This is a genomic window from Kineococcus sp. NPDC059986, assembly GCF_040702905.1.
Lineage (GTDB): Bacteria > Actinomycetota > Actinomycetes > Actinomycetales > Kineococcaceae > Kineococcus.
The window spans coordinates 147,891-171,884 of record NZ_JBFBND010000001.1; the positions used below are offsets into that span (position 1 = coordinate 147,891).

Consider the following 23,994-nt stretch of genomic DNA (forward strand, 5'->3'; position numbering starts at 1 on the left):
GGGGTTCCTCCGGGGGGATCGGTCGGACGGGGGCTTCAGCCCTTGACGGCGCCGGACGTCATGCCGGCGACGATCTGGCGGTTGAAGAACAGGTACATGACCAGCGGCGGGATCGTGATGAGCAGGATGTCCATGAACAGCAGGTTGTAGGACGTGAGGTTCTGGCTCTGGAAGTTGAACAGCGTCAGCTGCACCGTCGCGTTGTCGTCGCCGGGCGCGAAGTAGAGCGGGTTGGTGAAGTCGTTGAAGATGTTGACCGACTGCACGACGATGATCGTCACGGTCACCGGCCGCAGCAGCGGCAGCACGACCTGGAAGAACAACCGGAACGGACCGGCGCCGTCGATGATCGCCGCCTCGTCGAGCTCGCGCGGGACGGTCCCGAGGAAGGCCCGGAACAGCAGGACCGTGAAGGACAGGCCGTAGGCGATCTCCACGAGGATGAGCCCCGGCATCCCGCCGAACAGCCCCAGCTTCTGCAGCACCCAGATCGTCGGGACGACGGCCGGGGGCATGATGAGCCCGGCGAGGACGAGGAAGTTGGCCAGCGGCGTGATGCGGCTGCGCCGGCGCTGCAGGACGAACGCCACCATCGCGCCCAGCACGACGAGGGCGGTGACGGAGACCACCGTGAGGACCGTCGAGTTGATGAAGGCGATGACGAGCAGGTAGTCACGGGTCTGCAGGACGGTGACGAAGTTCTGGACGAACTGCAGGTTCCGCGGCCAGGCGAGGGCGAACTCCCCCGCCTGCTGCGAGTCCATGAGCGCCGTGGTGACGATGAAGGCGAACGGCACGAGGAAGACGACGACGCTGGCCACGATGGCCAGACCGCCCACGCCCCAGCGGTACAGCGCCGACGCGGTGCGGACGGTGTCCTGCGGTCCCTTCGGCGCCTTGAGGGCCTTGGCCGTGGCGGGGTCGGTGAGGGTGCTCACATCTCCACCTCCTTCTTCGACAGGAACCGGGTCAACGGGACGACGATCGCGGTGACGGCGACGAAGAGGATGACGTTGCCCGCCGTCGACAGGCCGTAGAACCCGGCCTGGTACTGCTTGTAGATGACCGAGGCGATGACGTCGGACGTGAACCCCGGACCGCCCTTCGTCATGGCCCAGATGAGGTCGAACGACCGCAGCCCGCCGATGAGGGAGAGCGTCACGACGGTCGACGTGGCCGGCCACGACAGGGGCAGGATGATGTTGCGGAACGTCGTCCAGGAGCCGGCCCCGTCCACCTTCGCGGCCTCCCGGTACTCGTTGGGGATCGACACGATGCCCGCCATGTAGATGACGGTGGCCAACCCCACACCCTTCCAGATGTCGACGAGCGCGACCGAGAAGAGGGCGAGCGAGGGGTTGGTGAGCCAGCCGACCTGACCGATCCCGAAGAGGGCCAGCGCCTGGTTGATGACCCCGCGCTCGGGGTTCATCAGCACCTGGAACGTGATGCCGACACCGACCGTGGAGACGAGCACCGGGAAGAACACGACCGAGCGCAGGTACCCCCGCCCGACGATCTGCGACGTGAGCAGCAGACCGAGCGCCATGCCCAGGACCACCTTGGCGCCGGACGTCACGACGGCGTAGACGAAGGTGTTGACGAACCCCTTCGTCAGGGCGGGTTCGGAGAAGAACTGCGCGAAGTTGTCGAGCCCGATGAACTCGCTGGAGAAGATCGTCCACCGCGTCAGGCTGAAGTAGAAGGACAGCAGCGTGGGGACGAGGAAGATCACCCCGTAGACGACCGCGGCGGGCAGCAGGAACCAGTGGGGGTACGGACTGCGCCGGCGACGGTCGCGCCGGCCCGGTCCCCCGGCGCCCGCGCGCGTGGTTCCCGGCGGGGAGCTGGTCGTCGCCGACACGTCCGTCACCAACCCTCGAGGCCGAGCTGCTGGGCCTGCTTCTGCACGTCCTGGTCGTAGAGCTTGGCGCCGTCCGCGGCCGAGGTGATGCCCGAGCCGACCTCGACGCAGATCTGCTCGAGGTTGGGGCCCTTGACCGGCGAGAGGAACTCCAGCGCCGGGGACTGCTTGTCGGCGTCGAAGTAGGCCTGCACGTCCTTGGTCACCTGCGGCACGTCCGCGGGCAGGGTGCAGCCCTCGACGAGGTAGGGACCGGTGGGCGGACTGGCCTGGCTCTGGGCGTCGCAGCCGGCCGGGCTGGCGATGAAGGCCAGCAGCTTCTTGGCCGCGGTGAGCTTGGCGTCCTTCGTGGTGTTCGGGATGTAGACGCCGTTGGGGAACCACGCCGTCAGCCCGTTGCTGGACGCGTCGGTGCCCGGCAGGGCGAAGAACCCGACGTCGTTCACCTTGTCGGGGGCGGCCTGGGCCAGGTTCGTGATGTTGCTGGACAGGATGGGGTACATGGCCCCCTTGCCGTCGGCGAGCAACCGCATCCCGTCCGGGACCTTGGCCGAGGCGAAGTCGGCGTTCTCCCAGCCCTTGTCGTGGATCTCCTGCAGGTGCTGGAACCCGGCGAGGGCGACGGGGTCGGTGGCGTACTTGGCCTTGTTGGCCGTGTAGTCCTCCGCCCAGTTCGGCTCGGCCGCGGCGATGTTGTGGAAGTCCCCCAGGATGGGCAGCTGGGCGGTCCACGTCTCGCCGTAGGTCTGGATGACGGGGGCGATCCCGGCGGCCTTGATCTTGTCCGCAGCGGCGGTGAAGTCGGCCCACGTCTGCGGGACCTGGATCCCGAGCTGCTCGAAGACCTTCTTGTTGTACATGACGCCGCCGCCGAAGGCGGTGCCGTAGGGCACCCCGTACAGGTCCTGCCCGACCGACACCTGGGGGTCGAAGGACTTGTCGACCTTGGCCACGGCGTCGTCACCGGTGAGCTTGGTGAGGTTCTTCTCCGGGGCGATCTGCTGGAAGAGCGACCCTGAGTTGTAGTCGAAGACGTCGGCCATGCTGCCGGTCTGCAGGCGGGTCTTGACGAGGTTGTCCCCGTCCCCGCCGGCGGGGCGGCCGTCGAGCTTGACGGTGACGTCCGGGTTGGCCTTCTCGAAGGCCGTGACGATCGTCTTGGCCGTCGCCTGGGCCGTCTCGTCGGCCCCGGTGAGCCAGGTGATCGTCGTCCCGCCGCCCGAGGCGTCGGAGGACGAGCCGAGGCTCCCGGCGCTGCACGCCGTCAGCGGCAGGAGCGTCAGCGCGATCGCGAGGGTGAGGGCGCGGCGCGCAGGGCGGCGGGTGGTCGAGTTGCGTGTCACGAGTTCGTCTCCTCTTCGAGACCACGGACCGGCGGCTGTGCCGGCTCTTGCTCCGCCTGACACGATTCAAAGCGGCAGCCCCGAGTGTGCGGAGACGAGGCGGCGGAGTCAAGCGTTCGGCGGGAACTTCGCTGAACCGTTGTCACCCGGCGGGCCGCGCCGCCTGCGCGGCTCCCGTCACACAGGCTGCGGCAGAACGGGTCGCCGTGACCGTCCGACAGGCGCACCGCCACCCTCCCCGTCGGCCCCCACCGCACGGTCGACGCAGCCCACCCGGTGGAAGCTCTTGTGAAACGTGTCAATACCGGTCTAGCGTGGCGGTGTCCCCGACGGAGTGGACCCTGGCTGCGAGCGAGGTCCCAGTGAGCAGGAGCGGAACAGTCATGACGAACGCCGAGACGACCCCGTCCCCCGGCCCAGCCACCACCGAAAGGCCCCGCGAGCGCGCGCTGGCCGTGCTGGCGCGCCAGGCGATCGAGCTGCCCTCGTGGGCGTTCGGCAACTCCGGCACGCGGTTCAAGGTCTTCGGGACCCCCGGCACCCCGCGGGACCCGTTCGAGAAGCTCAGCGACGCCGCGCAGGTGCACCAGTACACCGGTGCCGCCCCGCGGGTGTCGCTGCACATCCCGTGGGACCTGGTCGAGGACTACGGCAAGCTGGCCGCCCACGCGGCCGACCTCGGCGTGAGCATCGGCATGGTCAACGCCAACCTCTTCCAGGACGACGACTACAAGCTGGGCTCCCTGACCCACGCGGACCCGCGCGTGCGGGCCAAGGCGGTGGCCCACCACGCCGAGTGCGTCGACGTCATGCGCGCCACCGGTTCCAAGGAGCTGAAGCTCTGGCTGCCCGACGGCACCAACTACCCCGGCCAGGACGACCTGCGCGCCCGCCAGGACCGCCTCGCCGAGTCCCTGCAGCAGGTCTACGCCCTGCTCGACGACGACATGCGCCTGGTGCTGGAGTACAAGTTCTTCGAACCGGCGTTCTACTCCACCGACGTCCCGGACTGGGGCACCTCGCTGCTGCACTGCCTCGCCCTCGGTGATCGGGCCAAGGTCGTCCTCGACACCGGTCACCACGCCCCGGGGACGAACATCGAGTTCATCGTCGTGCAGCTGCTGCGCGCCGGCCGCCTCGGCGCCTTCGACTTCAACTCACGGTTCTACGCCGACGACGACCTCATGGCGGGCGCCGCCGATCCGTTCCAGCTGTTCCGGATCATGCACGAGATCGTCGGGGCTGGTGCCCTCGAACCGGGCACGCCGTCCGACCCCGGCTGGGACCCCGCCGGACCGGGGGTGAACTTCATGCTCGACCAGTGCCACAACGTCGAGGACAAGATCCCCGGCCAGATCCGGTCGGTCACCAACGTCCAGCAGGCCACGGCCAAGGCCCTGCTCGTCGACCGCGGGGCCCTGCACGCCGCGCAGCAGGCCGGCGACGTCCTCGGCGCCCACGACGTCCTCATGGACGCCTACCACACCGACGTCCGGCCGCTCCTGGTCGAACTGCGGCAGCGCCAGGGTCTGGACGCCGACCCGATGGCCGCGTTCAAGGCCTCGGGGTACCTGCAGCGCACCGCCGACGAACGCATCGGCGGCACGCAGGCCGGGTGGGGCGCGTGAACCCCGCACCGTCCCCCACCCCGCCCCACGAGGCCCACGAGGCCCACGAGGCCCCCGGGTCCCCCGAGGCCCCTGTCCGCGACCTGCTCGAGCGGTCCCACGCCCTGGGGGCCGACCCGCGGTTCACCAACTACGCCGGCGGCAACACCTCGGCCAAGGGGACGGGCACCGACCCCGTGACGGGGACCGACGTCGACCTGTTGTGGGTCAAGGGGTCCGGTGGGGACCTCGGCACCCTCACGCAGGACGGCCTGGCCGTCCTGCGCCTCGACCGCGTGCGGGCGTTGAAGGACACGTACCCCGGTCTGGACCGCGAGGACGAGATGGTCAACGCGTTCGACTTCTGCCTGCACGGCAAGGGTGGCGCGGCACCCTCCATCGACACCGCGATGCACGCCCTCGTCGACGCCGCCCACGTCGACCACCTGCACCCCGACGCCGGCATCGCGATCGCCTGCGCCGCCGACGGCGAGAAGCTCACCGAGCAGGCCTTCGGGGACAAGGTCGTCTGGGTGCCCTGGCGCCGGCCCGGTTTCCAGCTCGGCCTCGACATCGCCGCCGTCAAGGCGGCCCACCCCGAGGCCGTCGGGACCGTCCTGGGCGGGCACGGCATCACCGCGTGGGGGGACACCTCCGCGCAGGCCGAGGCCAACTCCCGCTGGATCGTCGAGACCGCCGAGACGTTCCTGCGCGAGAACTCCCGCCCCGAACCGTTCGGCCCCGTCCTGGACGACCACCGGCCGCTGCCCGAGGCCGAACGACGCGCCCGCGCCGCGGCGCTGGCCCCCGTGCTCCGCGGCATCGCCTCGCACGACGCCCCGCAGGTCGGGCACTACAGCGACGACCCCGCCGTCCTGGACTTCCTGGCCCGCGCCGAGCACCCCCGGCTCGCGGCCCTCGGGACGTCCTGCCCCGACCACTTCCTGCGCACCAAGGTCACCCCCCTCGTGCTGGACCTGCCGCCGACCGCACCCCTGGAGGACGTGCGGACGCGACTGGCGGAACTGCACGAGGCCTACCGCGCCGAGTACCGGGCCTACTACGAACGCCACGCCTCCCCGGACTCCCCCGCGATGCGCGGGGCCGACCCCGCGATCGTCCTGGTCCCCGGTGTCGGGATGTTCTCCTACGGCCGCAACGCCCAGACCGCCCGCGTCGCCGGGGAGTTCTACCTCAACGCGGTCAACGTCATGCGCGGGGCCGAAGGCGTCTCGACTTACGCCCCCATCGAGGAGTCCGAGAAGTTCCGCATCGAGTACTGGGCGCTGGAGGAGGCCAAGCTCGCCCGGATGCCGAAGCCCCGCCCGCTGGCCACCCGCATCGCCCTCGTCACCGGCGCGGCCTCCGGCATCGGCAAGGCGATCGCCACCCGGCTGGCCGCCGAGGGCGCCTGCGTCGTCGTCGCCGACCTGGACCTGGACAAGGCCCGGGCGGCCGCCGCGGAACTGGGGTCGAGCGACGTGGCCGTCGGGGTGGCGGCCGACGTCTCGGACCCCGGCGCGGTGAAGGCCGCCGTCGACGAGGCCGTCCTGGCCTTCGGGGGGCTGGACCTCGTCGTCAACAACGCCGGCCTGTCGATCTCCAAACCGCTGCTGGAGACCACCGAACGCGACTGGGACCTGCAGCACGACGTCATGGCCAAGGGGTCCTTCCTCGTCTCCCAGGCCGCCGCCCGCGTCCTCATCGCCCAGGGCCTGGGCGGGGACATCGTCTACATCGCCTCCAAGAACTCCGTGTTCGCCGGCCCGAACAACATCGCCTACTCCGCGGTGAAGGCCGACCAGGCCCACCAGGTCCGGCTGCTGGCGGCCGAACTCGGTGAGCACGGCATCAAGGTCAACGGCGTCAACCCCGACGGGGTCGTGCGCGGGTCGGGGATCTTCGCCGGCGGGTGGGGCGCGCAGCGCGCCGCGACCTACGGCATCGCCGAGCAGGACCTCGGGCAGTTCTACGCCCAGCGCACCCTGCTGAAGCGGGAGGTCCTGCCCGAGCACGTCGCGAACGCCGTCTTCGTGCTCACCGCCGGCGAACTGTCCCACACCACCGGCCTCCACGTCCCCGTCGACGCCGGCGTCGCCGCCGCGTTCCTGCGCTAGGAGGAGGCCGGATGTCCGTGCACGTCGCCGTCGACCTCGGGGCCTCCAGCGGTCGGGTCATGGTCGGCACCGCCGGTGCGGGGGTCCTCGCACTGGAGGAGGTCCACCGGTTCGGCAACGGCCCCGTGCCCGTGGCCGGGTCCTGGTTCACCGACGCCGTCGGCCTGTGGCAGCAGGTCCGCACGGGGTTGCGGGCCGCCGCCCGGCACACCGCCGAGGCGTCCTCGGTGGCGGTCGACACCTGGGCCGTCGACTACGGGCTGCTCGCGGCGGACGGCACCCTGCTGGGCACCCCCCGGCACTACCGCGACGGCCGGACCGACGGCGTCGCCGAGAAGGTGCACGCCCGCGTCCCCGCCCTGGACCTCTACCGGCGCAACGGGTTGCAGCACCTGCCCTTCACGACGCTGTACCAGCTCGTGGCCGAGGGCCGGTTGCTGGAACTGGCCGACCGGTTGCTGCTGCTGCCCGACCTGTTCGGGCACTGGCTCGCCGACGTCCAGGTCGCCGAGGCGACGAACGCCTCGACGACCGGGCTGGCCGACGTGCGCACGGGACGCTGGGCCGACGACCTCGTCGCCCTCGCCGGGATCCGCCCCGGGCTCCTGCCGCCCGTGCACGACCCCGGCACGGTGCTGGGGGGACTCCGTCCGGACGTCCTGACCGACTCCGGGCTGGGGTCCGGCACCCAGCTGGTCGCCGTCGGATCGCACGACACCGCCTCGGCCGTCGTCGCCGTCCCGGCCCGCGACGAGGCCTTCGCCTACATCGCCTGCGGCACCTGGGGTCTGGTGGGGGTGGAGCTGGAGGAACCGGTCCTGTCCGCGGACTCCGCCGCCGCGAACTTCACCAACGAGCGCGGTGTCGACGACCGCATCCGCTACCTGCGCAACGTCATGGGCCTGTGGGTCCTGCAGCAGTGCCTCGCCGAGTGGGAGGCCGAACCCGGAGAACGGGGTCCCCTCGACCTCGGGGCGCTGCTCGCGGCCGCGGGTGAGGTGCCCCCGGGCGGCCCTCTCGTCGACGTCGACGACCCGCGGCTGCTGGCGCCGGGCCCCATGGTCGGCCGCGTGCGCACCCTGGTCGAGGAGTCCGGCCGCCGGCCGCCCGTCGGCCGCCCGGAGGTCGTGCGCTGCGTGCTGGAGAGCCTGGCCGCGGCCTTCGCCCGCTCCGTCGCGGACGCCGCCCGGCTCTCCGGTCGCGACGTCCGGGTCGTGCACCTCGTCGGCGGCGGGGCCCGCAACGGGCTGCTGTGCCGGCTCACGGCCGACGCCTGCGGCCTGCCCGTCGTGGCCGGCCCGGTCGAGGCCACCGCGCTCGGCAACGTCCTCGTCCAGGCGCGGGCGGCGGGCGACCTGGCGGGGTCGCTGGAGACCCTGCGCGCCCTCGTGCGGCAGACTGCCGACCTGGTCACGGTGGAACCGCGCACCAGCCCTGAACGGCAACGCACCAGCGGAGGAGCGTCGTGAAGCGTCAGACCCCCAACCCGCGTGAGGTCCTGGAGCTCGTCAGCTTCAAGAAGCCCCAGCTCGACGGTCGCAAGCGGCGCCTCGAGGCCGCCCTCACCATCGAGGACCTGCGGCTGATCGCCAAGCGCCGCACCCCGCGGGCCGCCTTCGACTACACCGACGGTTCGGCCGAGGGCGAGATCTCCCTGGCCCGCGCCCGGCAGGCCTTCAGCGACGTCGAGTTCCACCCCTCGATCCTGCGCGACGTCTCGAAGGTCGACACGTCCACGACGATCTGGGGCGGCCCCTCGGCGCTGCCGTTCGGCATCGCCCCGACCGGGTTCACGCGCCTCATGCAGACCGAGGGCGAGGAGGCCGGCGCCGGGGCCGCCGGAGCCGCCGGCATCCCCTTCACCCTCTCCACGCTGGGCACGACGACCATCGAGGGCGTCAAGGCCGCCAACCCGACCGGCCGCAACTGGTTCCAGCTGTACGTCATGCGCAAGCGGGAGATCTCCTACGGCCTCGTCGAGCGCGCCGCGGCCGCCGGGTTCGACACCCTCATGTTCACCGTCGACACCCCCATCGCCGGGGCCAGGCTGCGCGACAAGCGCAACGGGTTCTCCATCCCGCCGCAGCTCACCGTCGGCACCGTCCTGGACACGGCCACCCGCCCGGGCTGGTGGTTCGACTTCCTCACCACCCGCAAGCTGGAGTTCGCCTCCCTCACCGAGACCGGCGGCACGGTCGGGGAGCTGCTCGACTACGCGATGGACCCCTCCATCGACTACGACGACCTCGCCGAGATCCGCGCGATGTGGCCGGGCAAGCTCGTCGTCAAGGGCGTGCAGAACGTCGAGGACTCCCGACGGCTGGCCGACCTCGGCGTCGACGGGATCGTGCTCTCCAACCACGGCGGCCGGCAGCTGGACCGCGCGCCGATCCCGTTCCACCTGCTGCCGCAGGTGGTCAAGGAGGTCGGGCGCGACACCGAGGTCGCCGTCGACACCGGGATCATGAACGGGGCCGACGTCGTGGCCGCCATCGCGATGGGCGCGCGCTTCACGCTCGTCGGGCGCGCCTACCTCTACGGCCTCATGGCCGGCGGGCGCGCCGGCGTCGACCGGGCCATCGCGATCCTCGCCGACCAGGTCGTGCGCACGATGAAGCTGCTGCAGGTGACGAGCGTGGAGGAGCTGACCCCCGCGCACGTCACGCAGCTGCAGCGGCTGGCGCCCCGCCCGCTCGAGAGCTGACCGCCCGGCGTCCGCCTGCGTCCTCGCGGGCTCAGGCGACGCCGAGCAGCTGCTTGATCGGGTCGATCGCGAAGTACACGACGAACAGGCCCGCGACGACCCACATCACGGGGTGCACCGCGCGGGCCCGCCCGCGCGCCACCTTGAGCAGGACGAACGCCACGAACCCGGCGCCGATCCCGGCGCTGATCGAGTACGTGAACGGCATGAGCACGATCGTCAGGAACGCCGGGACCGCGATCTCGAAGTCGGCCCAGTCGATGCCCTTGACCTGGGTCATCATGAGGAACCCGACGACGACGAGCGCGGGGGTCGCGGCCTCGTACGGGACGATCGAGACGACGGGCGCGAGGAACGTCGTCAGCAGGAACGCGATCCCGGTGACGACGCTCGCCAGGCCCGTGCGCGCGCCCTCGCCCACTCCCGTCGCCGACTCGATGAAGCTCGTGTTGCTGGAGACCCCGCCCGCGCCACCGGCGGCCGCGGCCAGGGAGTCCACCACGAGGATGCGGCGCATCCGCGGCGGGTTCCCCTCCGCGTCGAGCAGGTCGCCCTCGGCGCCGATCGCCACGACGGTGCCCATGGTGTCGAAGAAGTCGGCCAGCATGAGCGTGAAGACGAGCAGGACGACCGTGACCCAGCCGATGCGCTCGAAGGAACCCAGCAGCGAGAAGTGCCCCAGGGTCGCGAAGTCCGGGGTGTCGACGAGCGAGTCCGGCAGCGCCGGGACGTTCAGCCCCCAGGCCCGCGGGTTGGCCACGGAACCGTCGGCCGCGGTGCGCGGCCCCAGGTGCGCGACGGCCTCGACGACGAGGGCCAGGGCGGTCGCCACGACGATCCCGCCGAGGATCGCCCCCCGGACGCCGCGCGCCATGAGGACGAGGGTCAGCACGAGGCCGACGACGAACACGAGCGTGGGCCAGCCCGCCAGGAACCCTCCGATGCCGAGCTCGAGGGGCGTCCCGCTGCCCGGGCGGACGAAACCCGCGTCGACGAGGCCGACGATGGTGATGAAGAGGCCGATCCCGACGCTGATCGCCGTCTTCAACGGGGCCGGCACCGCGCGGAACACGGCCTGGCGCAACCCCGTGAGCACGAGCACGAGGATGAGGAGACCCTCGATGACGACGAGCCCCATCGCGTCCGGCCACGTCATGCCCGGCAGCGAGGCCACGCCGAACGCCAGGAAGGCGTTGAGCCCCAGCCCCGTCGCCAGGGCGAGGGGGTAGTTCGCGACGGCGCCCATGAGCAGGGTGACCACCCCCGCGACGAGCGCCGTGCCGGCGGCGACGGCCGCGAGGTTCGGCGACGTGCCGCCCCCGAGGTAGTGGCCCGTGCTGTCGGGCTGGGTGCCGATGATGAGCGGGTTCAGCACGACGATGTACGCCATCGTGAAGAAGGTCGCGAGCCCCCCGCGGACCTCGCGGCCCACCGTGGAGCCACGGGCACTGATCTCGAACCAGCGGTCGAGAGCGGACGGGGCGGCGGTGACGGCCATCGGAACCTTCGGGGTAGGAACTGTGCTGGGCGGTCTGGGCTGGGCGGTGTGCCCGGGTGGACGGGCCACGCCCTCGGAGCCGTGGCGCATCCTGCCAGATCCGGGACCGGTCCCCGCGCCGTCGAGCGACGCCCCACCCCGTGCCGGCGCCTCAGTGCACGGGCGCCACCGGAGAGATGACGATCTCGCGGGCGGGCGCATGGACCCCGACCCACGTGGAGGACAGCGCCTCGTGGAGCACGGCGCTCGCCGCGCCCAGCGCACCCGCCAGCTCACCGGCCTCCCCGAACCGCACCTGGACGGGGTGCAGCTCGCGCGTCATCGCCACCCCCAGCCCGCGGCGGACGGCCTCGCGGACCCGCTCCCCGGTGCGCCGCAGCCCGCCGCCGCCGAGCACGACCTCGCTGACGTCGACGACGTTGACGACCCCGAGGACGGCGCGGGCGATCGCGGCGGCGGCCCGGGCGAGCTCGGCGTCGGCGACCGCGTCCCCGCCGCGGGCCAGCAGCTCCAGCCGGTCGTGGTCGTCCAGCACCGTGTGCTCGGTCAGGCGCAGGCCCGCGGCCCGGGCGGCCGGCGTCCCGACCCGTTCGGCGTACCGGCGCACGACGGCGACCGGGGCGGCCACGGCCTCCAGGCACCCCGTCGCACCGCACGGGCACGGCGGTCCGTGCGGGTCGACGACGACGTGCCCGACCTCGCCGGCGTTGCCCGACACCCCCCGCAGCACCTCGTCGCGGACGACGACACCGCCGCCGATCCCGGCCCCGACGTGCAGGTAGAGGAAGCTGCGGCCCACGCGCGGGGAAGACCAGAGGTCCCCCACCGCCGCGGCCGTCGCGTCGTTCTCCACCAGCACCGGCAGCCCCGTGGCGTCCGCGAGCAGGTCAGCGATGGGCACGCCCCGCCAGCCGGGCAGGTTGATCGCCGAGCTGAGGACGGGGCCGGAGAAGTCCAGCGGCCCGGGCGCGGCGACGCCGACGCCCAGGACGGCGTCGGCGCACCCGCTCGCCCCGACGAGGCGGGCGACGGCGTCGGTGGCGTGCCCGACGGCGGGGCGCACCGACGTGGCGGGCCCGGTCTCGTCGGGCAGGTGCTCGCGGACGGTGCCCAGGACCTGCCCGGACAGGTCCAGCAGGACGGCGTCGACGTGCTCGCGCTCGAACTGGACCCCGACGGCCAGGGCGCGTCCGGGGCGGACGGACAGCGCCGTGCGCGGTTTGCCCCCGCTGCGCACACGCGCGGGCCCGCCACACGCGACGCCCTCGGGAACCCCCTCCTGCACGAGCCCGCGGTCGAGCAGTCGGCGCACGATGTTGGACACCGTCTGCAGCGTGAGCCCCGTCGCGGTCGCGAGCTCCGTCCGGGACGTCCCGGGGTGACGCCGGACGCCGTCCAGCACGACGGCCTGGTTGTAGTCCCCCACCCACGGCAGGTTCGTGCCTCGTCGCACGGCGCCTCCTCGCGTTCGGCCATCCCGTTGGGATCGTTCTCAGAATGATGCGCCGAATGCGTTGACATGGTCAATCCAGTGGATTTACTTTCCTCGGTACGGCCTCACGGAGGCCGCACCGGTAGCGGGACACCGGTCGAGGGACACCACCACGAGGGAGTGGGTTGTGCGTCGTCGCAGCTTCCTGTCGATCGCCGGCCTGGGCGCCGGCACAGCGCTCGCCACCGCCGCCTGCGGTGGTTCGGACAGCGGCGGGGGCTCCGCCGGTGGGACGACGAAGGTCGCCTACCAGCAGTGGGGCTCCGGGACCGTGATGAAGGACTACCTCGGGACGGTGAAGACCGCCTACGAGAAGGCGAACTCCGGCAAGACCATGGAGCTCGTGCCGATCGTCGCCTCCGAGAACGACTACTACACCAAGCTCCAGCTGATGATGCGCTCCCCGCGCACCTCGCCGGACGTCGTGTACGAGGACACCTTCCTCATCAACTCGGACATCACCGCCGGGTACCTCCAGCCGCTCGACACGTGGCTGGGCAAGTGGGACCAGTGGAACCAGTTCCAGGACGTCGCCAAGGGCGCGGCCAAGGCGCAGGACGGCAAGACGTACGGCATCCCCGACGGCACCGACACCCGCGCGCTGTGGTTCAACAAGGACCTGCTGAGCAAGGCCGGCCTGCCGGAGGCGTGGGCCCCGAAGAGCTGGGACGACATCCTCGCGGCCTGCCGCGAGATCAAGGGCAAGCTGCCGGACGTCACGCCCATCAACGTGTACGCGGGCAAGGCCGCCGGCGAGGCCGCCTCGATGCAGGGCTTCGAGATGCTGTTCTACGGCACCGGTTCGACGTTGTACGACCCCACCAAGGACAAGTGGAACGTCGGCAGCCCCGAGTTCGTCGACTCGCTGCAGTTCATCAAGACCCTCTTCGACGAGAAGCTCGCCCCGGACCCCTCGGTGGCCCTCGACGCCCAGATCGGCAACCGCGTCTCGGAGGAGTTCCTCCCCAAGGGGCAGATGGCGATCGCCCTCGACGGCTCGTGGCAGTCGAGCAACTGGCTCAAGACCGGCGGTTCGCCGTGGGAGCAGTGGGAGGACGTCATGGCCCAGGCGCCCATGCCGACCAAGGACGGCTCGGGCGACGGGAAGATCTCCATGTCCGGCGGCTGGACGTGGGCCATGACGAAGAACGCCTCGAACGCGGACAACGCCTGGAACGTCATCTCGACGCTCACCTCGTTCGACAACAACCTCCGCTACAACATCAACTCGGCCGCGGTGGCCGTCCGCAAGGACGTCGCCGCCGACGCGAGCTACACGGGGTCCAACCCGACGCTGGAGTTCTTCTCCAGCCTCGTCCCGGTGACCCAGTACCGCCCGCAGAACACCGACTACCCGCGCGTCTCCAACGAGATCCAGGTCGCGATGGAGGCCGTCGTCACCGGCCAGGCCAGCCCCGCCGACGCCGCCAAGGCGTACGACGAGGCCGTCAAGGGCATCGTCGGCGAGGACAAGACCGCGACGCTGTGAGTCGCAGGAAGGAGGACCCGTGGCCACGGTGACGCGACCCGGGGCGCCGGAGGGGATCGACCTCCGGCGCCGGACGCACCCGGTCAAGGTCGACATCGCCCGGGCGCTCCCCCTGACCCCGGCGATCGTCCTGCTGCTGGTGTTCCTGGCGGGACCGATCCTGTGGTGCGTCTACGCGGCGTTCACGAACATCGCGCTGACGGGTGCGGGATCGGGCGAGACCAAGTTCGTCGGGCTGGACAACTTCCGGGCCGCGTTCAGCAGCGACGCGTTCGCCAACTCGGTCGTCCTGACCCTCGTCTTCACGTTCCTGTCCGCGGTCGTCGGGCAGAACCTCCTCGGGCTGGCCCTGGCGCTGCTGCAGAAGCGGTCGGCGAAGGTCGTCCGGACGCTGGTGGGCATCACCGTGATCGGCGCCTGGGTCATCCCCGAGGTCGTCGCCGGTTACGTCTGGTACGCCTTCCTCGCCAAGGACGGGACGTTCAACGAGATCCTCGCGCGGTTCGGGCTCGGGCAGAACTGGCTCTACACGCTGCCCATCATCGCGGTCTCCCTGGCCAACGTCTGGCGCGGGACGGCGTTCTCGATGCTTGTCTACAACGCGGCGCTCTCGGAGATCCCCGCGGAGATCGAGGAGGCCGCCGAGATGGACGGGGCCACGGGCTGGCGCCGGCTGCGGTACGTGACCGTGCCGATGATCAAGCGGACCGTCACGACGAACCTCATGCTCATCACGCTGCAGACGCTGTCCGTCTTCGGCCTCATCTACACCATGACCAAGGGTGGTCCGGGGACGAAGAGCCAGACCCTGCCGCTGTACATGTACGAACAGGCGTTCTCGTTCAGCCAGATCGGGTACGGGACGGCCATCGCGCTCGTCCTGCTCGCCGTCGGCGCCGTGTTCTCCATCCTCTACATGCGCCTGCTGCGCGAGGACTGAGGCCCTCATGACCACGCAAACCCCCGCCGCCGTCGTCGCGACCGTGCCGACGGCCACGTCCCACCACGGCCGCGGCCCGCGCAGCTGGGTCGCCACCGTGCTGGCCAACGTCGTCACGTCCGTCATCGGGCTGATGTTCCTCGTCCCGCTGCTGTGGGTCGTGTTCGCCGCCTTCAACTCCCAGGCCGGTCTGAAGCTCGAACTGCCCAGCGGGTCCTCGTTCGGCCTGGACAACTTCCGGGCCGTCATGACACCGGAGACGACGTACCGGCCCATGTGGAACGGGCTCGTCCTGTGCGTCGGGTCCGCGGCCATCGCGATCGTCGTGGCGACGCTCGCGGCCTACCCGCTGTCCCGCTTCGAGACGCGGTACAAGCGGCCGTTCCTGCTGACGATCCTCTTCTCCACGGGTCTGCCCATCACGGCGATCATGGTCCCGGTGTACGGGCTGTTCGTGCAGCTCAACCTCATCGACACCCTCGGGGGCACGATCGCCTTCATGGCGACGACGGCCCTGCCGTTCTCGATCTTCCTGACGAAGAACTTCATGGACGGCGTGCCGATCACGCTGGAGGAAGCCGCCTGGACCGACGGTGCGAACTCGATGCAGACGCTGCGCCACATCGTCCTGCCGCTCATGTGGCCGGGTCTGTCCGTCGTGCTGATCTTCACCTTCATCGGGATGTGGGGGAACTTCTTCGTCCCCTTCGTCCTGCTGCTGTCCCCCGACCGCCTGCCGGCGTCGGTGAGCATCTTCACCTTCTTCGGGCAGTACGGATCGGTGCAGTGGGGTCAGCTCGCGGCGTACTCGGTGCTCTACACGCTGCCGGTCGTCGTCCTGTACGTCGTGCTGTCCCGCCGCCTCGGCGGGGCCTTCAACTTCGGCGGCGCGCTGAAGGGGTGACGCGCCGAGCTGGAACGGGGACGGACGGGAGGGACGACGGTGAGCTGGAACGGTGCCGACCTGTTCGTCGCGGGAGGTCGCCTGGAGGACGTCCCGGGACTGACCCCGGCGGGGCCGTCCGGCGGCTTCGGTGAGAGCGACGCCGCCGCCCGCACCGACGGCGGCTGGTTGCACGTCCACTGCGAGAGCCGCGGTCTGGGCCTGGCACCCCACTCCCCCGCCACCGTCCGCGCAGACGGTCGCGTGGTGCTCGTCCGGTACTCCGGCGTCGCCGACGTCCACACGCTGGAGGTGGCCGACGGTGGCACCCTGGTCCGCCGGGTCGTGCGCAGCCAGGGTGAGGTGGTCGTGGACGAGGGACCCGCGCTGCCCGAGGAGGACGCCGAGCCCGTCGAGGCCCACGACCCCGAGGAGTGGACGTTCCGGGTGCTGGCGCGGCTGACCGGGGTCGAGGTGCGGAACCTGCCCGGCACGACCGGGTGGCAGCCCCTGGCCCCCACGACCGCCCCGAACCCCTCGTGACGGGCGGCACGGGGCGGCTGCCCTCCGACGACCACGTCCACAGCCGGTTCTCCTTCGACGCCTTCGACGGGGACCTGGAGGGGACCTGTCGCCGCGCGGTGGAGCTCGGCCTGCCCGCCGTCTCCTTCACCGAGCACGTCGACCTCGAACCCTGGTCCGCGCCGCCGGGCGGCTGGGACTGGCCCGAAGGCGTCCGGGGCAGCGTCGACGGCCACGGCCGGTTCCTCGCCGCCCCGTTGGAGGTGCAGGCGTACGTCGCCGAGGTCGAGCGCTGCCGGCACCTGTTCGCGGACCTCACGATCCGCCTCGGCATCGAACTGGACGCGGGGCACCGCCACCGGGACGAGGTCGCGGACCTGCTGCGCCGCCAGGGGTTCGACCGGATCGTGGGATCGATCCACGCCCTGCCCGACCTGACGGCGTCCGGGGAGTTCCTCGAGGTCGACCCGGCGTACCACCAGCGCGAGGCCGTCGACGTCGTCCTCACCTACCTCGCCGAGGCGCGGGACATGATCGCCTCCGACGTCCCCTTCGACGTCCTCGGTCACCTCGACTACCCCCTGCGCCACTGGCCCGTCGACCGTCCCGTCCCGTGGGCCGAGCTCGAGGAGCCGGTGCGGGACACGCTGTCCCGGTTGGCCGGGAGCGGACGGGCCCTGGAGGTGAACACGTCCCTGCCCCTGGACCTGCGGGTGGTGCGGTGGTGGCGCGAGGAGGGCGGCCGGACCGTCTCGTTCGGGTCCGACGCCCACAGCCCCGCGGAACTCGCGCGAAGCTTCCGGGAGGTGGCCCCGGCCGTCGAGGCGCTGGGCTTCGCCCCCGCGGCGGACCCCACCCAGCTGTGGCGCCGCACGTGAGGGCTACCAGTGCGCGGTGCGCGGGACCGGCTGGCAGCCGGGGCAGGAGAACGACGACCGGTTCATGAAGGCGTCGCGGCGCACGAGCGATCCGCACCGTGGGCACGGCCGCCCCTCCTGGCCGTAGACGGCGAGGGACCGGTCGAAGTACCCCGACGCCCCGTTGACGTTGACGTAGAGCGAGTCGAAGCTCGTCCCGCCCGCGGCGAGCGCGGCCGTCATCACCTCACGCAGCCCGGCCAGCAGCGCCGCGGCCTGCGCCTTCGTCGTGGACCGGGTCGGACGGGCGTAGTGCAGCTTCGCGCGCCACAGCGCCTCGTCGGCGTAGATGTTCCCCACCCCGGACACGAGGGTCTGGTCGAGCAGGGCACGCTTGACCCCGGTCGTCTTCTCCCGCAGGCGCTTCGCGAACTGCGCGTCGTCGAAGGCGTGGTCGAGGGGGTCGCGGGCGATGTGCGCGACGGGGGCCGGAACGAACCGCGACCACGGGGCGTCGACGCTCTCCCCCCGACCACCCAGCCCGCCGTCGGCCACCCCGACGAGCGGGACGACGGCGATGCCGCCGAACGTCCGCTGGTCGACGAAGCGCAGGTCCTCGCGGTCGTCGTCGAACTCCCACACGGCCCGCAGGTGCTTCTCCGCCGGGGCGTCGGCCGCCTCGACGAGCAGCTGACCGCTCATCCCGAGGTGGACGACCATGGCGTCGACCGCGTCACCGGCCGGGGTGGCCAACGGCATCCAGAGGTACTTCCCGCGGCGCACGGCGTCCGCGACGACGAGCCCCTCGGTGCGCGCGACGGCGTCCTCCGGCCCGGCCACGTGCCGTCGGGTCACCCGGGGGTGCAGGAAGCGCGCCGAACGCACCGTCCGGCCGACGACCCAGCGAGCCACCCCCCGACGGACGACCTCGACCTCGGGCAGTTCCGGCACGTCAGGTCCCGGCGCTCAGGAGGAGGCGCGCACGGCGGCGGCCGCGGTGGCCGCGCGCAGGGCCTCGACGGCGGCGCTGGCGGCCTTCTGCTCGGCCTCCTTCTTGCTGCGCCCCTCGCCGTGCCCGAGGGCGGTGCCGCCCACGACGGCGTCGGCCGTGAAGTTCTTGGCGTGGTCGGGTCCGGACTCGGAGATGGCGTACGAGGGGACGCCGAGGTTCTCCGCGGCCGTCAGCTCCTGCAACGCCGTCTTCCAGTCGGTGCCCGCACCGAGCCGCTCGGAGGACTCCATGAGCGGGGAGGTGAGGCGCAGCACGAACTCGCGGGCGGTCTCCATGCCCAGCGACAGGTAGGCGGCGCCGATGACGGCCTCCATGGTGTCGGCCAGGATCGAGTTCTTGTCCCGGCCGCCGGTGCCGAGCTCGCCCTTGCCGAGCAGCACGTGGGCCCCGAGGTCCAGACCCCGGGCGATGTCCGCCAGGGCGCGGGAGTTCACGACAGCGGCCCGCAGCTTGGCGAGCCGGCCCTCGGAAACGTCCGCGAACCGCGCGTACAGCTCGTGGGTGACGACGAGGCCGAGGACGGCGTCCCCGAGGAACTCGAGGCGTTCGTTCGTCGGCAGCCCGCCGTGCTCGTAGGCGTAGGAACGGTGGGTGAGGGCGAGCAGCAGCAGCTCGCGGTCCACCTCCACGCCCAGGGCAGCAGTCAGCCGGGCGACGTCGCGGACGTCGCCCGGCATGACGGCGGGGGCCTGCTGAGCGGTCAGCTCAGAGGTCCTTGACCTTGCGGCCCTTGTACTCGAGGTACAGCGGGGTGCCGGCGGAGTCGGTGACGACGCGGGCGGTGTGGGGGCGCGAGTACGCGACCTGGCCGCGGACGGTGCTGCGCACCAGCGTCTCCTCCTGCGCCTTCCACTGCGAACGGCGGGCGCGGGTGTTGCTGCGGGACATCTTCCGCTTCGGGACGGCCACGATCAGCTCTTCTCTCTGGTTCCGGACGGGGAGTCGTCACTGCTGGTGAGCAGGGACTGCAAGGCGGACCACCGGGGGTCCGCCGGTTCTTCGGAGACGGGGGCCGGTTCGGACACCCCGATCTCGTAGTCCTGCTGGCAGGGTCCGTCGCACTCGGGCTGGAACGGCAGGTCCAGCACGACCGCGTCGCGCACGGCGGGTTCGAGGTCGACGAGCTCGCCGGGGGCGACCTCACGGATCTCGTCCTCGTCGTCGGCCACCTCGACCGGCGTCTTGCCGGGGTAGGCGAACAGCTCCTGCACCGTGACCTCGACGTCCTGGGTCACCTCGGTGAGGCACCGGACGCACTCGCCGACGGCGGTGCCACGGACGGTGCCCGAGACGAGCACACCCTCCATGACGGACTCCATCCGCAGGTCGAGCTCGAGGTCGCTGCCCTCGGGCACGCCGATGACGGCGATGCCGAGGTCGGCGGGGGCGGGCACGGTGCGCTGCAGGGTGCGCATCGACCCGGGTCGGCGCCCGAGCTCGTGCGTGGACAGCACGAGGGGCGCGTTCGGGTCCAGGTGACCCTCCGGCAACTGCCTCTTGCTCACGTCCACACCTCGTCGCTCGACGGTTCCGACACACCACACGGCCCCGTCGCTGGGTGGGAGCACCACACGCGCCGAGGCCGTCCCCAAGGGTAACCGAGCGCGCGGCCACGACCCAATCGTGCGACGGGTCCGCGCGTCAGGACCCGTCCTCGGCCGCGGCGGTCGTGGCGTCGGGACCCTCGCCGTCGTCGGTGTCGCGCACCTTGAGGCGGTCCCGGCCCCGCGCCGCCTGCTGCTTGAGGCGGTCCAGCTCGTCCTCGAAGTCGGCGAGCTTGCGGTCGACCCAGGCGTCGGCGTCCACGCGCAGGCGCTTGGCCTCGTCCCGGGCCGTCTGCACGATGTGGTCGGCGCGTTCGCGGGAGGCCTTCGTCACGGCCTGGGCGTCGACGAGCTCCTCGGCCCGCTCCCGCGCTTCGGCGAGCTGCTTGTCGGCCTCGAGGCGGGCCGCCTCGAGGACCTCGTCGCGCTGCGCGAGCACGTCACCGGCCTGCTGCACCTCGGCCGGCAGCAGCCGCCGGACGTCCGCGACGAGAGCGAGCAGCTGCTCGCGGTCGACCATGACGGACGACGACAGGGGGACGCCCCGCGCCCCCGACACGAGCGCGGCGAGCTCGCCGAGCTTCTCGTGGACCTCCACAGCAACTGCCTCCCAGGATCACCGCCCGGCGGTCAGGCCGGGTCGGACGCATCCTCCCCCATCCGGGTGGCCAGAGCCGCACGCACCGCCGGGGGCACGAGACCGGAGACGTCACCGCCGTACCGGGCGACCTCCTTGACGAGCGAGGACGAGACGTGGCCGAAGGCCGGGTCACCCACGAGGAAGACCGTCTCGACGTCGGCGAGGTGGCGGTTCATGAGCGCCATCGGCAGCTCGTAGGCGTAGTCCGTCCCGCTGCGCAGGCCCTTGACGACGACGGGGGCGCCGAGCCGGCGGCAGTGGTCGACGAGCAGACCGTCGGGGAACTCGGTGACGACGACGCGCTCGGCCCGCGGGTCCCCCGACTCGGCCAGCGCCCGGCGGACGAGGTCGGCCCGTTCGGGTCCGGTGAACGTGCCGCGCTTGCTCGGGTTCACCGCGACCCCGGCGTGCACGACGTCGAACAGGCCCGCCGCCCGCAGCAGGACGTCGAGGTGCCCGAGCGTCAGGGGGTCGAAGCTGCCGGGGCACACGCACGCCCGCACCGCTGGAGTCACGAGCGCACCGTAGCGACCCAGACCGTCGTCTCCCCGTAGCGCCGCCGCCGGACGTCGTCCACGACGTCGGGCCAGGCGGGCTCGGGGGTCCGGGAGGACCGCTCCACGACGACGGTGGCGGCGGGGGCCAGCAGCGGGACCAGCACGGCCAGCAGCGCCGTGACGTCCTCGGTGGCCAGGGCGTAGGGCGGGTCGAGCAGCACGAGGTCCCAGCCGCCGTCGACGACGGCGGCCGGCGAGGCGGCGAACCGCTCGGCCCGCTCGGTCACGACGCGCACCCCCGGCAGCCCGAGCGCGGCGACGTTGGCCTGGGCCGTCGCGGCCGCCGGCCGGGCCGCCTCGACGAGGACGACCTGCGCCGCACCGCGACTGGCCGCCTCCAGGCCCAGGGCGCCGGAGCCGGCGAACAGGTCGAGCACCCGCGCGCCCTCGACCGCACCGGCCGCGTCGAGGGCGGAGAACAGGGCCTCGCGCACGCGGTCGCTCGTGGGTCGGGTCGTCTCCCCCGGCGGCACCTTCAGCCGCCGCCCGCCCGCCGCGCCGGCGACGATGCGCGTCACGAGACCTTCCTCGCCCGGTGCGCCGCGTAGGCCCAGCCGATGCCGACGGCGGCCGCCGAGGCCAGCAGCTGCCCCAGCAGCAGCCAGTCGAAGGCCCCCCGGGCCAGGGTCGCGAGCAGCACGGGGACGCTCACGAGGACGGCGAGGTCGGGCCCGGTCGTGACGGCCGCCGCGGCCCCGGGCGGGACGGCGCCCATCGCCGTGGAGATGACGGGACGGGACAGGTCGGGGTCGGGGCGGACGGCCCCGCGCAGGGCGGCGGCGGCGAACCCCGGGCCCGCCAGCGCACCCAGCAGCGACCACGACCACCAGGCCGCGCCGAGCGACTCCCCGTGCAGCAGACCGGAGGCCGTGACGGCCAGCGGGTAGGCCAGCGCCCCCCAGAGCGTGGACAGGACGGCGACCGGGATCCAGCGGACGGCCACGACCGTCGAGGCCGCGATCGGCAGCGTGCGGGCGGCGGCCGGGACGAGGGCCAGGCTGCGGGCGGGCTCGGACAGCGTGGTGGCCGCGGCGTACCCGGCCAGCCACAGCAGCAGGGCGGCGACGGCGCGGTGGGCCGACGTGCCCGCGGCCAGCACGAACGGCACCAGGACGAGCACCCCGGCCGTCACGAGGCGGCGGGGCTGACGGCGCAGCAGCAGCACGTCGGCCGCGACGACCGCCGACACCGGACCCGTGACGCGGGGGAACCGCCGACGCCGCCGGACGCGGCCACGGGAGTCCGCCGCGATGGCCCGGCCCATCTCGCGGACGTCGAACTGCAGGACCGAGGACGTCAGGCGCTCGAGGCGGGACGCCCCGCGGCGCAGGGACGGGGACGGGATGTCGCCCGCCTGCGCCAGCGCGGAGCGGCCCGCCAGCACGACGACGACGAGCGCACCGGCCGCGACCACCGCGGCCGGGACGAGCACGGCCCCCGGCTGGACGGCGTCGACGGCCATCCCCACCGCGGCGCTCACCGCGAGCAGGACGACGACGGCCACCCCGACGGCGTCCAGGACACGTCCGGCGCGCAGCAGCGCGGGCACCCCCGAGCGGATCGCCGGCCGGACCACGAGCAGGTACCCCGCTCCGGCCAACCCGGCGCCGACGGCGAACCCGCCCCCGAGCCCGGCGGCCGCCAGGGAGCCCGACAGCTGCCCCGCGACCCCGAAGGCCACGGACGTCGCCCAGGCCGTGAAGAGTCCGCCCGCGAGCGCCGAGCCGAGGGCCCGGTTCCGGACCACGGGGCGCAGCAGTGCCGCGCGGTCGACGGGCAGCGGGGTCCACCACGTCGTGGGGGCGGTGCCGAGCGAGACCGGACCGAGCCGGCACCAGACGGCGAGGCCGAAGGCGACGAAGCTGACGGACAGGCCGACGGCCGTCAGGACGGCGGAGGTCTGCGCGGTCCAGCCCGGTCCCCCGCCGCTGGCGGACAGCCCGGCCCGCAACGCGTTGCGCAGGGACCCGCTGCCGCCCAGCAGGAGCAGGAAGGCGATGCCGACCTGCAGCAGCGTCGTGTACGTGTCGACGACGGTGGCCCGCAGACCGCGGGCGGCGCGCGAGGGCGCCGCCTCGTCGACGAGTTCGCGGCGGGTGGGGTACGGCTGGTCGGCGAGCGGCCCGACGAGGTCCGCCCCGGGACCCCGCCCGTCCTCCCGACCGTCGTGGAGGTCCGGCACGCTCACCGGACGGGGTCGCTGACGATGCGGGCGGCCTCGTCGGCGTCGACGACGCGGCAGGTGCCGCCGTCCCCACCGGTGTCGTCGACGACGACCGCGCGCGTGGCGAGCCGGCGCAGCAGCACGACGTCGTGGGTGGCCAGGACGAGGGCCGTGCCCGCGTCGCGTTCGGCCAGCAGCCGGTCGGCGAGCGCCTCCCGGCCCGTCGGGTCGAGGCGCTGCTCGGGTTCGTCCAGGAGCAGGACCGAACGCGGCCGCACGAGCGCGGCGGCGAGCAGCAGCCGGCGCTTCTGCCCGCTGGACAGGGAGGTCGGCAGCTGGTCGGCGGCGTCGGTGAGCCGCTGGGCCTCCAGCTCGGCGTCGACGACGGCCACGACGTCGCGCACGCCGTGCCCGCGGGCGACGAGTTCGAGGTGCTCGGCGACGGAGAGCTCGGCGAACCAGGCGTCCTCGTCGAAGACGCAGGCGACCTCGCGGCGGAAGCGGACCGACCGCTCGTCGACGGGTTCGCCGTGCAGGCGCACGGTCCCGTCGAGCGGTTCCAGCAGACCCGCGACGGCCCGCAGGACCGTCGACTTGCCGGCGCCGTTGGCCCCGACGAGGCACAGCGCCTCACCCCGCGCGACGTCGACCGTCACGGGGGCGCAGACGGGTTCGCCGTAGCCGACGAGGAGTCGTTCCATCCCCAGGACGACGTCCCGGGCGGGGCCGCGGCCCCCGGTGCGCTTGCTCTTGCTCATGTC

The 23,994-nt window shown here is 72.6% G+C and carries 23 protein-coding genes; 9 read left to right on the plus strand and 14 right to left on the minus strand.

Annotation, left to right across the window (positions count from 1 at the left end):
• Nucleotides 1-35: 35 nt before the first annotated feature.
• From AB0637_RS00675 to AB0637_RS00685, 3 genes are all read right to left on the minus strand, one after another.
• Nucleotides 36-854, minus strand: coding sequence for a carbohydrate ABC transporter permease (locus AB0637_RS00675; RefSeq protein ID WP_366169476.1), 819 nt, complete (start codon nucleotides 852-854; stop codon nucleotides 36-38).
• Nucleotides 855-934: 80 nt separating this feature from the next.
• Nucleotides 935-1,864 carry a sugar ABC transporter permease gene (locus tag AB0637_RS00680; protein ID WP_366169203.1) on the minus strand — a complete coding sequence of 310 codons (930 nt, stop codon included), beginning with the start codon at nucleotides 1,862-1,864 and terminating at the stop codon, nucleotides 935-937.
• A gap of 5 nt (nucleotides 1,865-1,869) precedes the next feature.
• A complete protein-coding gene (locus AB0637_RS00685; RefSeq protein WP_366169204.1) occupies nucleotides 1,870-3,207 on the minus strand; it encodes an extracellular solute-binding protein in 1,338 nt (445 codons plus the stop codon).
• A 383-nt stretch (nucleotides 3,208-3,590) separates the two neighbouring features.
• Between AB0637_RS00685 and rhaI the strand changes: the two genes are divergently transcribed.
• From rhaI to AB0637_RS00705, 4 genes are read left to right on the plus strand one after another with little or no spacing between them, the layout of a single operon-like run.
• Nucleotides 3,591-4,835: an L-rhamnose isomerase gene (gene rhaI, locus AB0637_RS00690; RefSeq protein WP_366169205.1), complete on the plus strand. Its 1,245-nt coding sequence runs from the start codon at nucleotides 3,591-3,593 to the stop codon at nucleotides 4,833-4,835.
• Complete coding sequence (locus tag AB0637_RS00695; RefSeq protein ID WP_366169206.1) at nucleotides 4,823-6,931, plus strand: bifunctional aldolase/short-chain dehydrogenase; 2,109 nt, start codon at nucleotides 4,823-4,825, stop codon at nucleotides 6,929-6,931. Before rhaI ends, AB0637_RS00695 begins: the two co-directional genes overlap by 13 nt.
• An 11-nt stretch (nucleotides 6,932-6,942) precedes the next feature.
• Complete coding sequence (locus AB0637_RS00700; RefSeq protein WP_366169208.1) at nucleotides 6,943-8,400, plus strand: rhamnulokinase family protein; 1,458 nt, start codon at nucleotides 6,943-6,945, stop codon at nucleotides 8,398-8,400.
• Nucleotides 8,397-9,635, plus strand: a complete 1,239-nt coding sequence (locus tag AB0637_RS00705) for an alpha-hydroxy acid oxidase (RefSeq protein WP_366169209.1) — start codon at nucleotides 8,397-8,399, stop codon at nucleotides 9,633-9,635. Before AB0637_RS00700 ends, AB0637_RS00705 begins: the two co-directional genes overlap by 4 nt.
• A gap of 31 nt (nucleotides 9,636-9,666) precedes the next feature.
• On the opposite strand, the gene AB0637_RS00710 is transcribed toward AB0637_RS00705, so the two are convergent.
• Together AB0637_RS00710 and AB0637_RS00715 are read right to left on the minus strand one after the other, a co-directional pair.
• Complete coding sequence (locus tag AB0637_RS00710) at nucleotides 9,667-11,133, minus strand: NCS2 family permease (protein WP_366169210.1); 1,467 nt, start codon at nucleotides 11,131-11,133, stop codon at nucleotides 9,667-9,669.
• Between the two features lie 151 nt (nucleotides 11,134-11,284).
• Complete coding sequence (locus AB0637_RS00715) at nucleotides 11,285-12,586, minus strand: ROK family transcriptional regulator (protein WP_366169211.1); 1,302 nt, start codon at nucleotides 12,584-12,586, stop codon at nucleotides 11,285-11,287.
• A 166-nt stretch (nucleotides 12,587-12,752) separates the two neighbouring features.
• Here AB0637_RS00715 and AB0637_RS00720 point away from each other — a divergent pair, with 166 nt between their 5' ends.
• From AB0637_RS00720 to AB0637_RS00740, 5 genes are read left to right on the plus strand one after another with little or no spacing between them, the layout of a single operon-like run.
• Complete coding sequence (locus AB0637_RS00720) at nucleotides 12,753-14,114, plus strand: extracellular solute-binding protein (protein WP_366169212.1); 1,362 nt, start codon at nucleotides 12,753-12,755, stop codon at nucleotides 14,112-14,114.
• Between the two features lie 55 nt (nucleotides 14,115-14,169).
• Entirely contained in the window at nucleotides 14,170-15,054 is an 885-nt protein-coding gene (locus AB0637_RS00725; RefSeq protein ID WP_366169477.1) for a sugar ABC transporter permease, read from the plus strand.
• A 7-nt stretch (nucleotides 15,055-15,061) separates the two neighbouring features.
• Nucleotides 15,062-15,958 (plus strand): carbohydrate ABC transporter permease, encoded by an 897-nt coding sequence (locus tag AB0637_RS00730; RefSeq protein WP_366169213.1) that lies wholly within the window; start codon nucleotides 15,062-15,064, stop codon nucleotides 15,956-15,958.
• A gap of 39 nt (nucleotides 15,959-15,997) precedes the next feature.
• The gene (locus tag AB0637_RS00735) at nucleotides 15,998-16,480 is read left to right on the plus strand and encodes a hypothetical protein (RefSeq protein WP_366169214.1); all 483 of its coding nucleotides are present in this window, start codon (nucleotides 15,998-16,000) and stop codon (nucleotides 16,478-16,480) included.
• Complete coding sequence (locus AB0637_RS00740) at nucleotides 16,438-17,337, plus strand: histidinol-phosphatase HisJ family protein (RefSeq protein WP_366169215.1); 900 nt, start codon at nucleotides 16,438-16,440, stop codon at nucleotides 17,335-17,337. Before AB0637_RS00735 ends, AB0637_RS00740 begins: the two co-directional genes overlap by 43 nt.
• Nucleotides 17,338-17,340: 3 nt before the next feature.
• On the opposite strand, the gene mutM is transcribed toward AB0637_RS00740, so the two are convergent.
• The 9 genes from mutM to AB0637_RS00785 form a co-directional block, all read right to left on the minus strand.
• The gene (gene mutM / locus AB0637_RS00745; protein WP_366169216.1) at nucleotides 17,341-18,267 is read right to left on the minus strand and encodes a bifunctional DNA-formamidopyrimidine glycosylase/DNA-(apurinic or apyrimidinic site) lyase; all 927 of its coding nucleotides are present in this window, start codon (nucleotides 18,265-18,267) and stop codon (nucleotides 17,341-17,343) included.
• Nucleotides 18,268-18,282: 15 nt separating this feature from the next.
• Nucleotides 18,283-19,005 (minus strand): ribonuclease III, encoded by a 723-nt coding sequence (rnc, locus tag AB0637_RS00750; protein ID WP_366169217.1) that lies wholly within the window; start codon nucleotides 19,003-19,005, stop codon nucleotides 18,283-18,285.
• 28 nt (nucleotides 19,006-19,033) lie between these two features.
• The gene (gene rpmF / locus AB0637_RS00755; RefSeq protein WP_366169218.1) at nucleotides 19,034-19,237 is read right to left on the minus strand and encodes a 50S ribosomal protein L32; all 204 of its coding nucleotides are present in this window, start codon (nucleotides 19,235-19,237) and stop codon (nucleotides 19,034-19,036) included.
• 2 nt (nucleotides 19,238-19,239) lie between these two features.
• Entirely contained in the window at nucleotides 19,240-19,833 is a 594-nt protein-coding gene (locus tag AB0637_RS00760) for a DUF177 domain-containing protein (RefSeq protein ID WP_366169219.1), read from the minus strand.
• A gap of 136 nt (nucleotides 19,834-19,969) precedes the next feature.
• Nucleotides 19,970-20,470: a hypothetical protein gene (locus tag AB0637_RS00765; protein ID WP_366169220.1), complete on the minus strand. Its 501-nt coding sequence runs from the start codon at nucleotides 20,468-20,470 to the stop codon at nucleotides 19,970-19,972.
• A gap of 32 nt (nucleotides 20,471-20,502) precedes the next feature.
• A complete protein-coding gene (gene coaD / locus AB0637_RS00770; protein WP_366169222.1) occupies nucleotides 20,503-21,027 on the minus strand; it encodes a pantetheine-phosphate adenylyltransferase in 525 nt (174 codons plus the stop codon).
• Entirely contained in the window at nucleotides 21,024-21,587 is a 564-nt protein-coding gene (gene rsmD / locus AB0637_RS00775) for a 16S rRNA (guanine(966)-N(2))-methyltransferase RsmD (protein ID WP_366169223.1), read from the minus strand. The genes coaD and rsmD overlap by 4 nt, the downstream gene beginning before the upstream one ends.
• The gene (locus AB0637_RS00780) at nucleotides 21,584-23,257 is read right to left on the minus strand and encodes a DUF6297 family protein (protein WP_366169224.1); all 1,674 of its coding nucleotides are present in this window, start codon (nucleotides 23,255-23,257) and stop codon (nucleotides 21,584-21,586) included. Before AB0637_RS00780 ends, rsmD begins: the two co-directional genes overlap by 4 nt.
• Entirely contained in the window at nucleotides 23,254-23,991 is a 738-nt protein-coding gene (locus tag AB0637_RS00785; protein WP_366169225.1) for an ABC transporter ATP-binding protein, read from the minus strand. The genes AB0637_RS00780 and AB0637_RS00785 overlap by 4 nt, the downstream gene beginning before the upstream one ends.
• Between the last annotated feature and the right edge of the window lie 3 nt (nucleotides 23,992-23,994).

Excerpts from the sequence above, each read along its gene's own strand:
- rnc (WP_366169217.1), bottom strand. The coding sequence starts at position 19,005 with ATGCCGGGCGACGTCCGCGACGTCGCCCGGCTGACTGCTGCCCTGGGC.
- AB0637_RS00710 (WP_366169210.1), bottom strand. The coding sequence starts at position 11,133 with ATGGCCGTCACCGCCGCCCCGTCCGCTCTCGACCGCTGGTTCGAGATC.
- AB0637_RS00700 (WP_366169208.1), top strand. The coding sequence starts at position 6,943 with ATGTCCGTGCACGTCGCCGTCGACCTCGGGGCCTCCAGCGGTCGGGTC.
- AB0637_RS00730 (WP_366169213.1), top strand. The coding sequence starts at position 15,062 with ATGACCACGCAAACCCCCGCCGCCGTCGTCGCGACCGTGCCGACGGCC.
- rhaI (WP_366169205.1), top strand. The coding sequence starts at position 3,591 with ATGACGAACGCCGAGACGACCCCGTCCCCCGGCCCAGCCACCACCGAA.
- AB0637_RS00785 (WP_366169225.1), bottom strand. The coding sequence starts at position 23,991 with ATGAGCAAGAGCAAGCGCACCGGGGGCCGCGGCCCCGCCCGGGACGTC.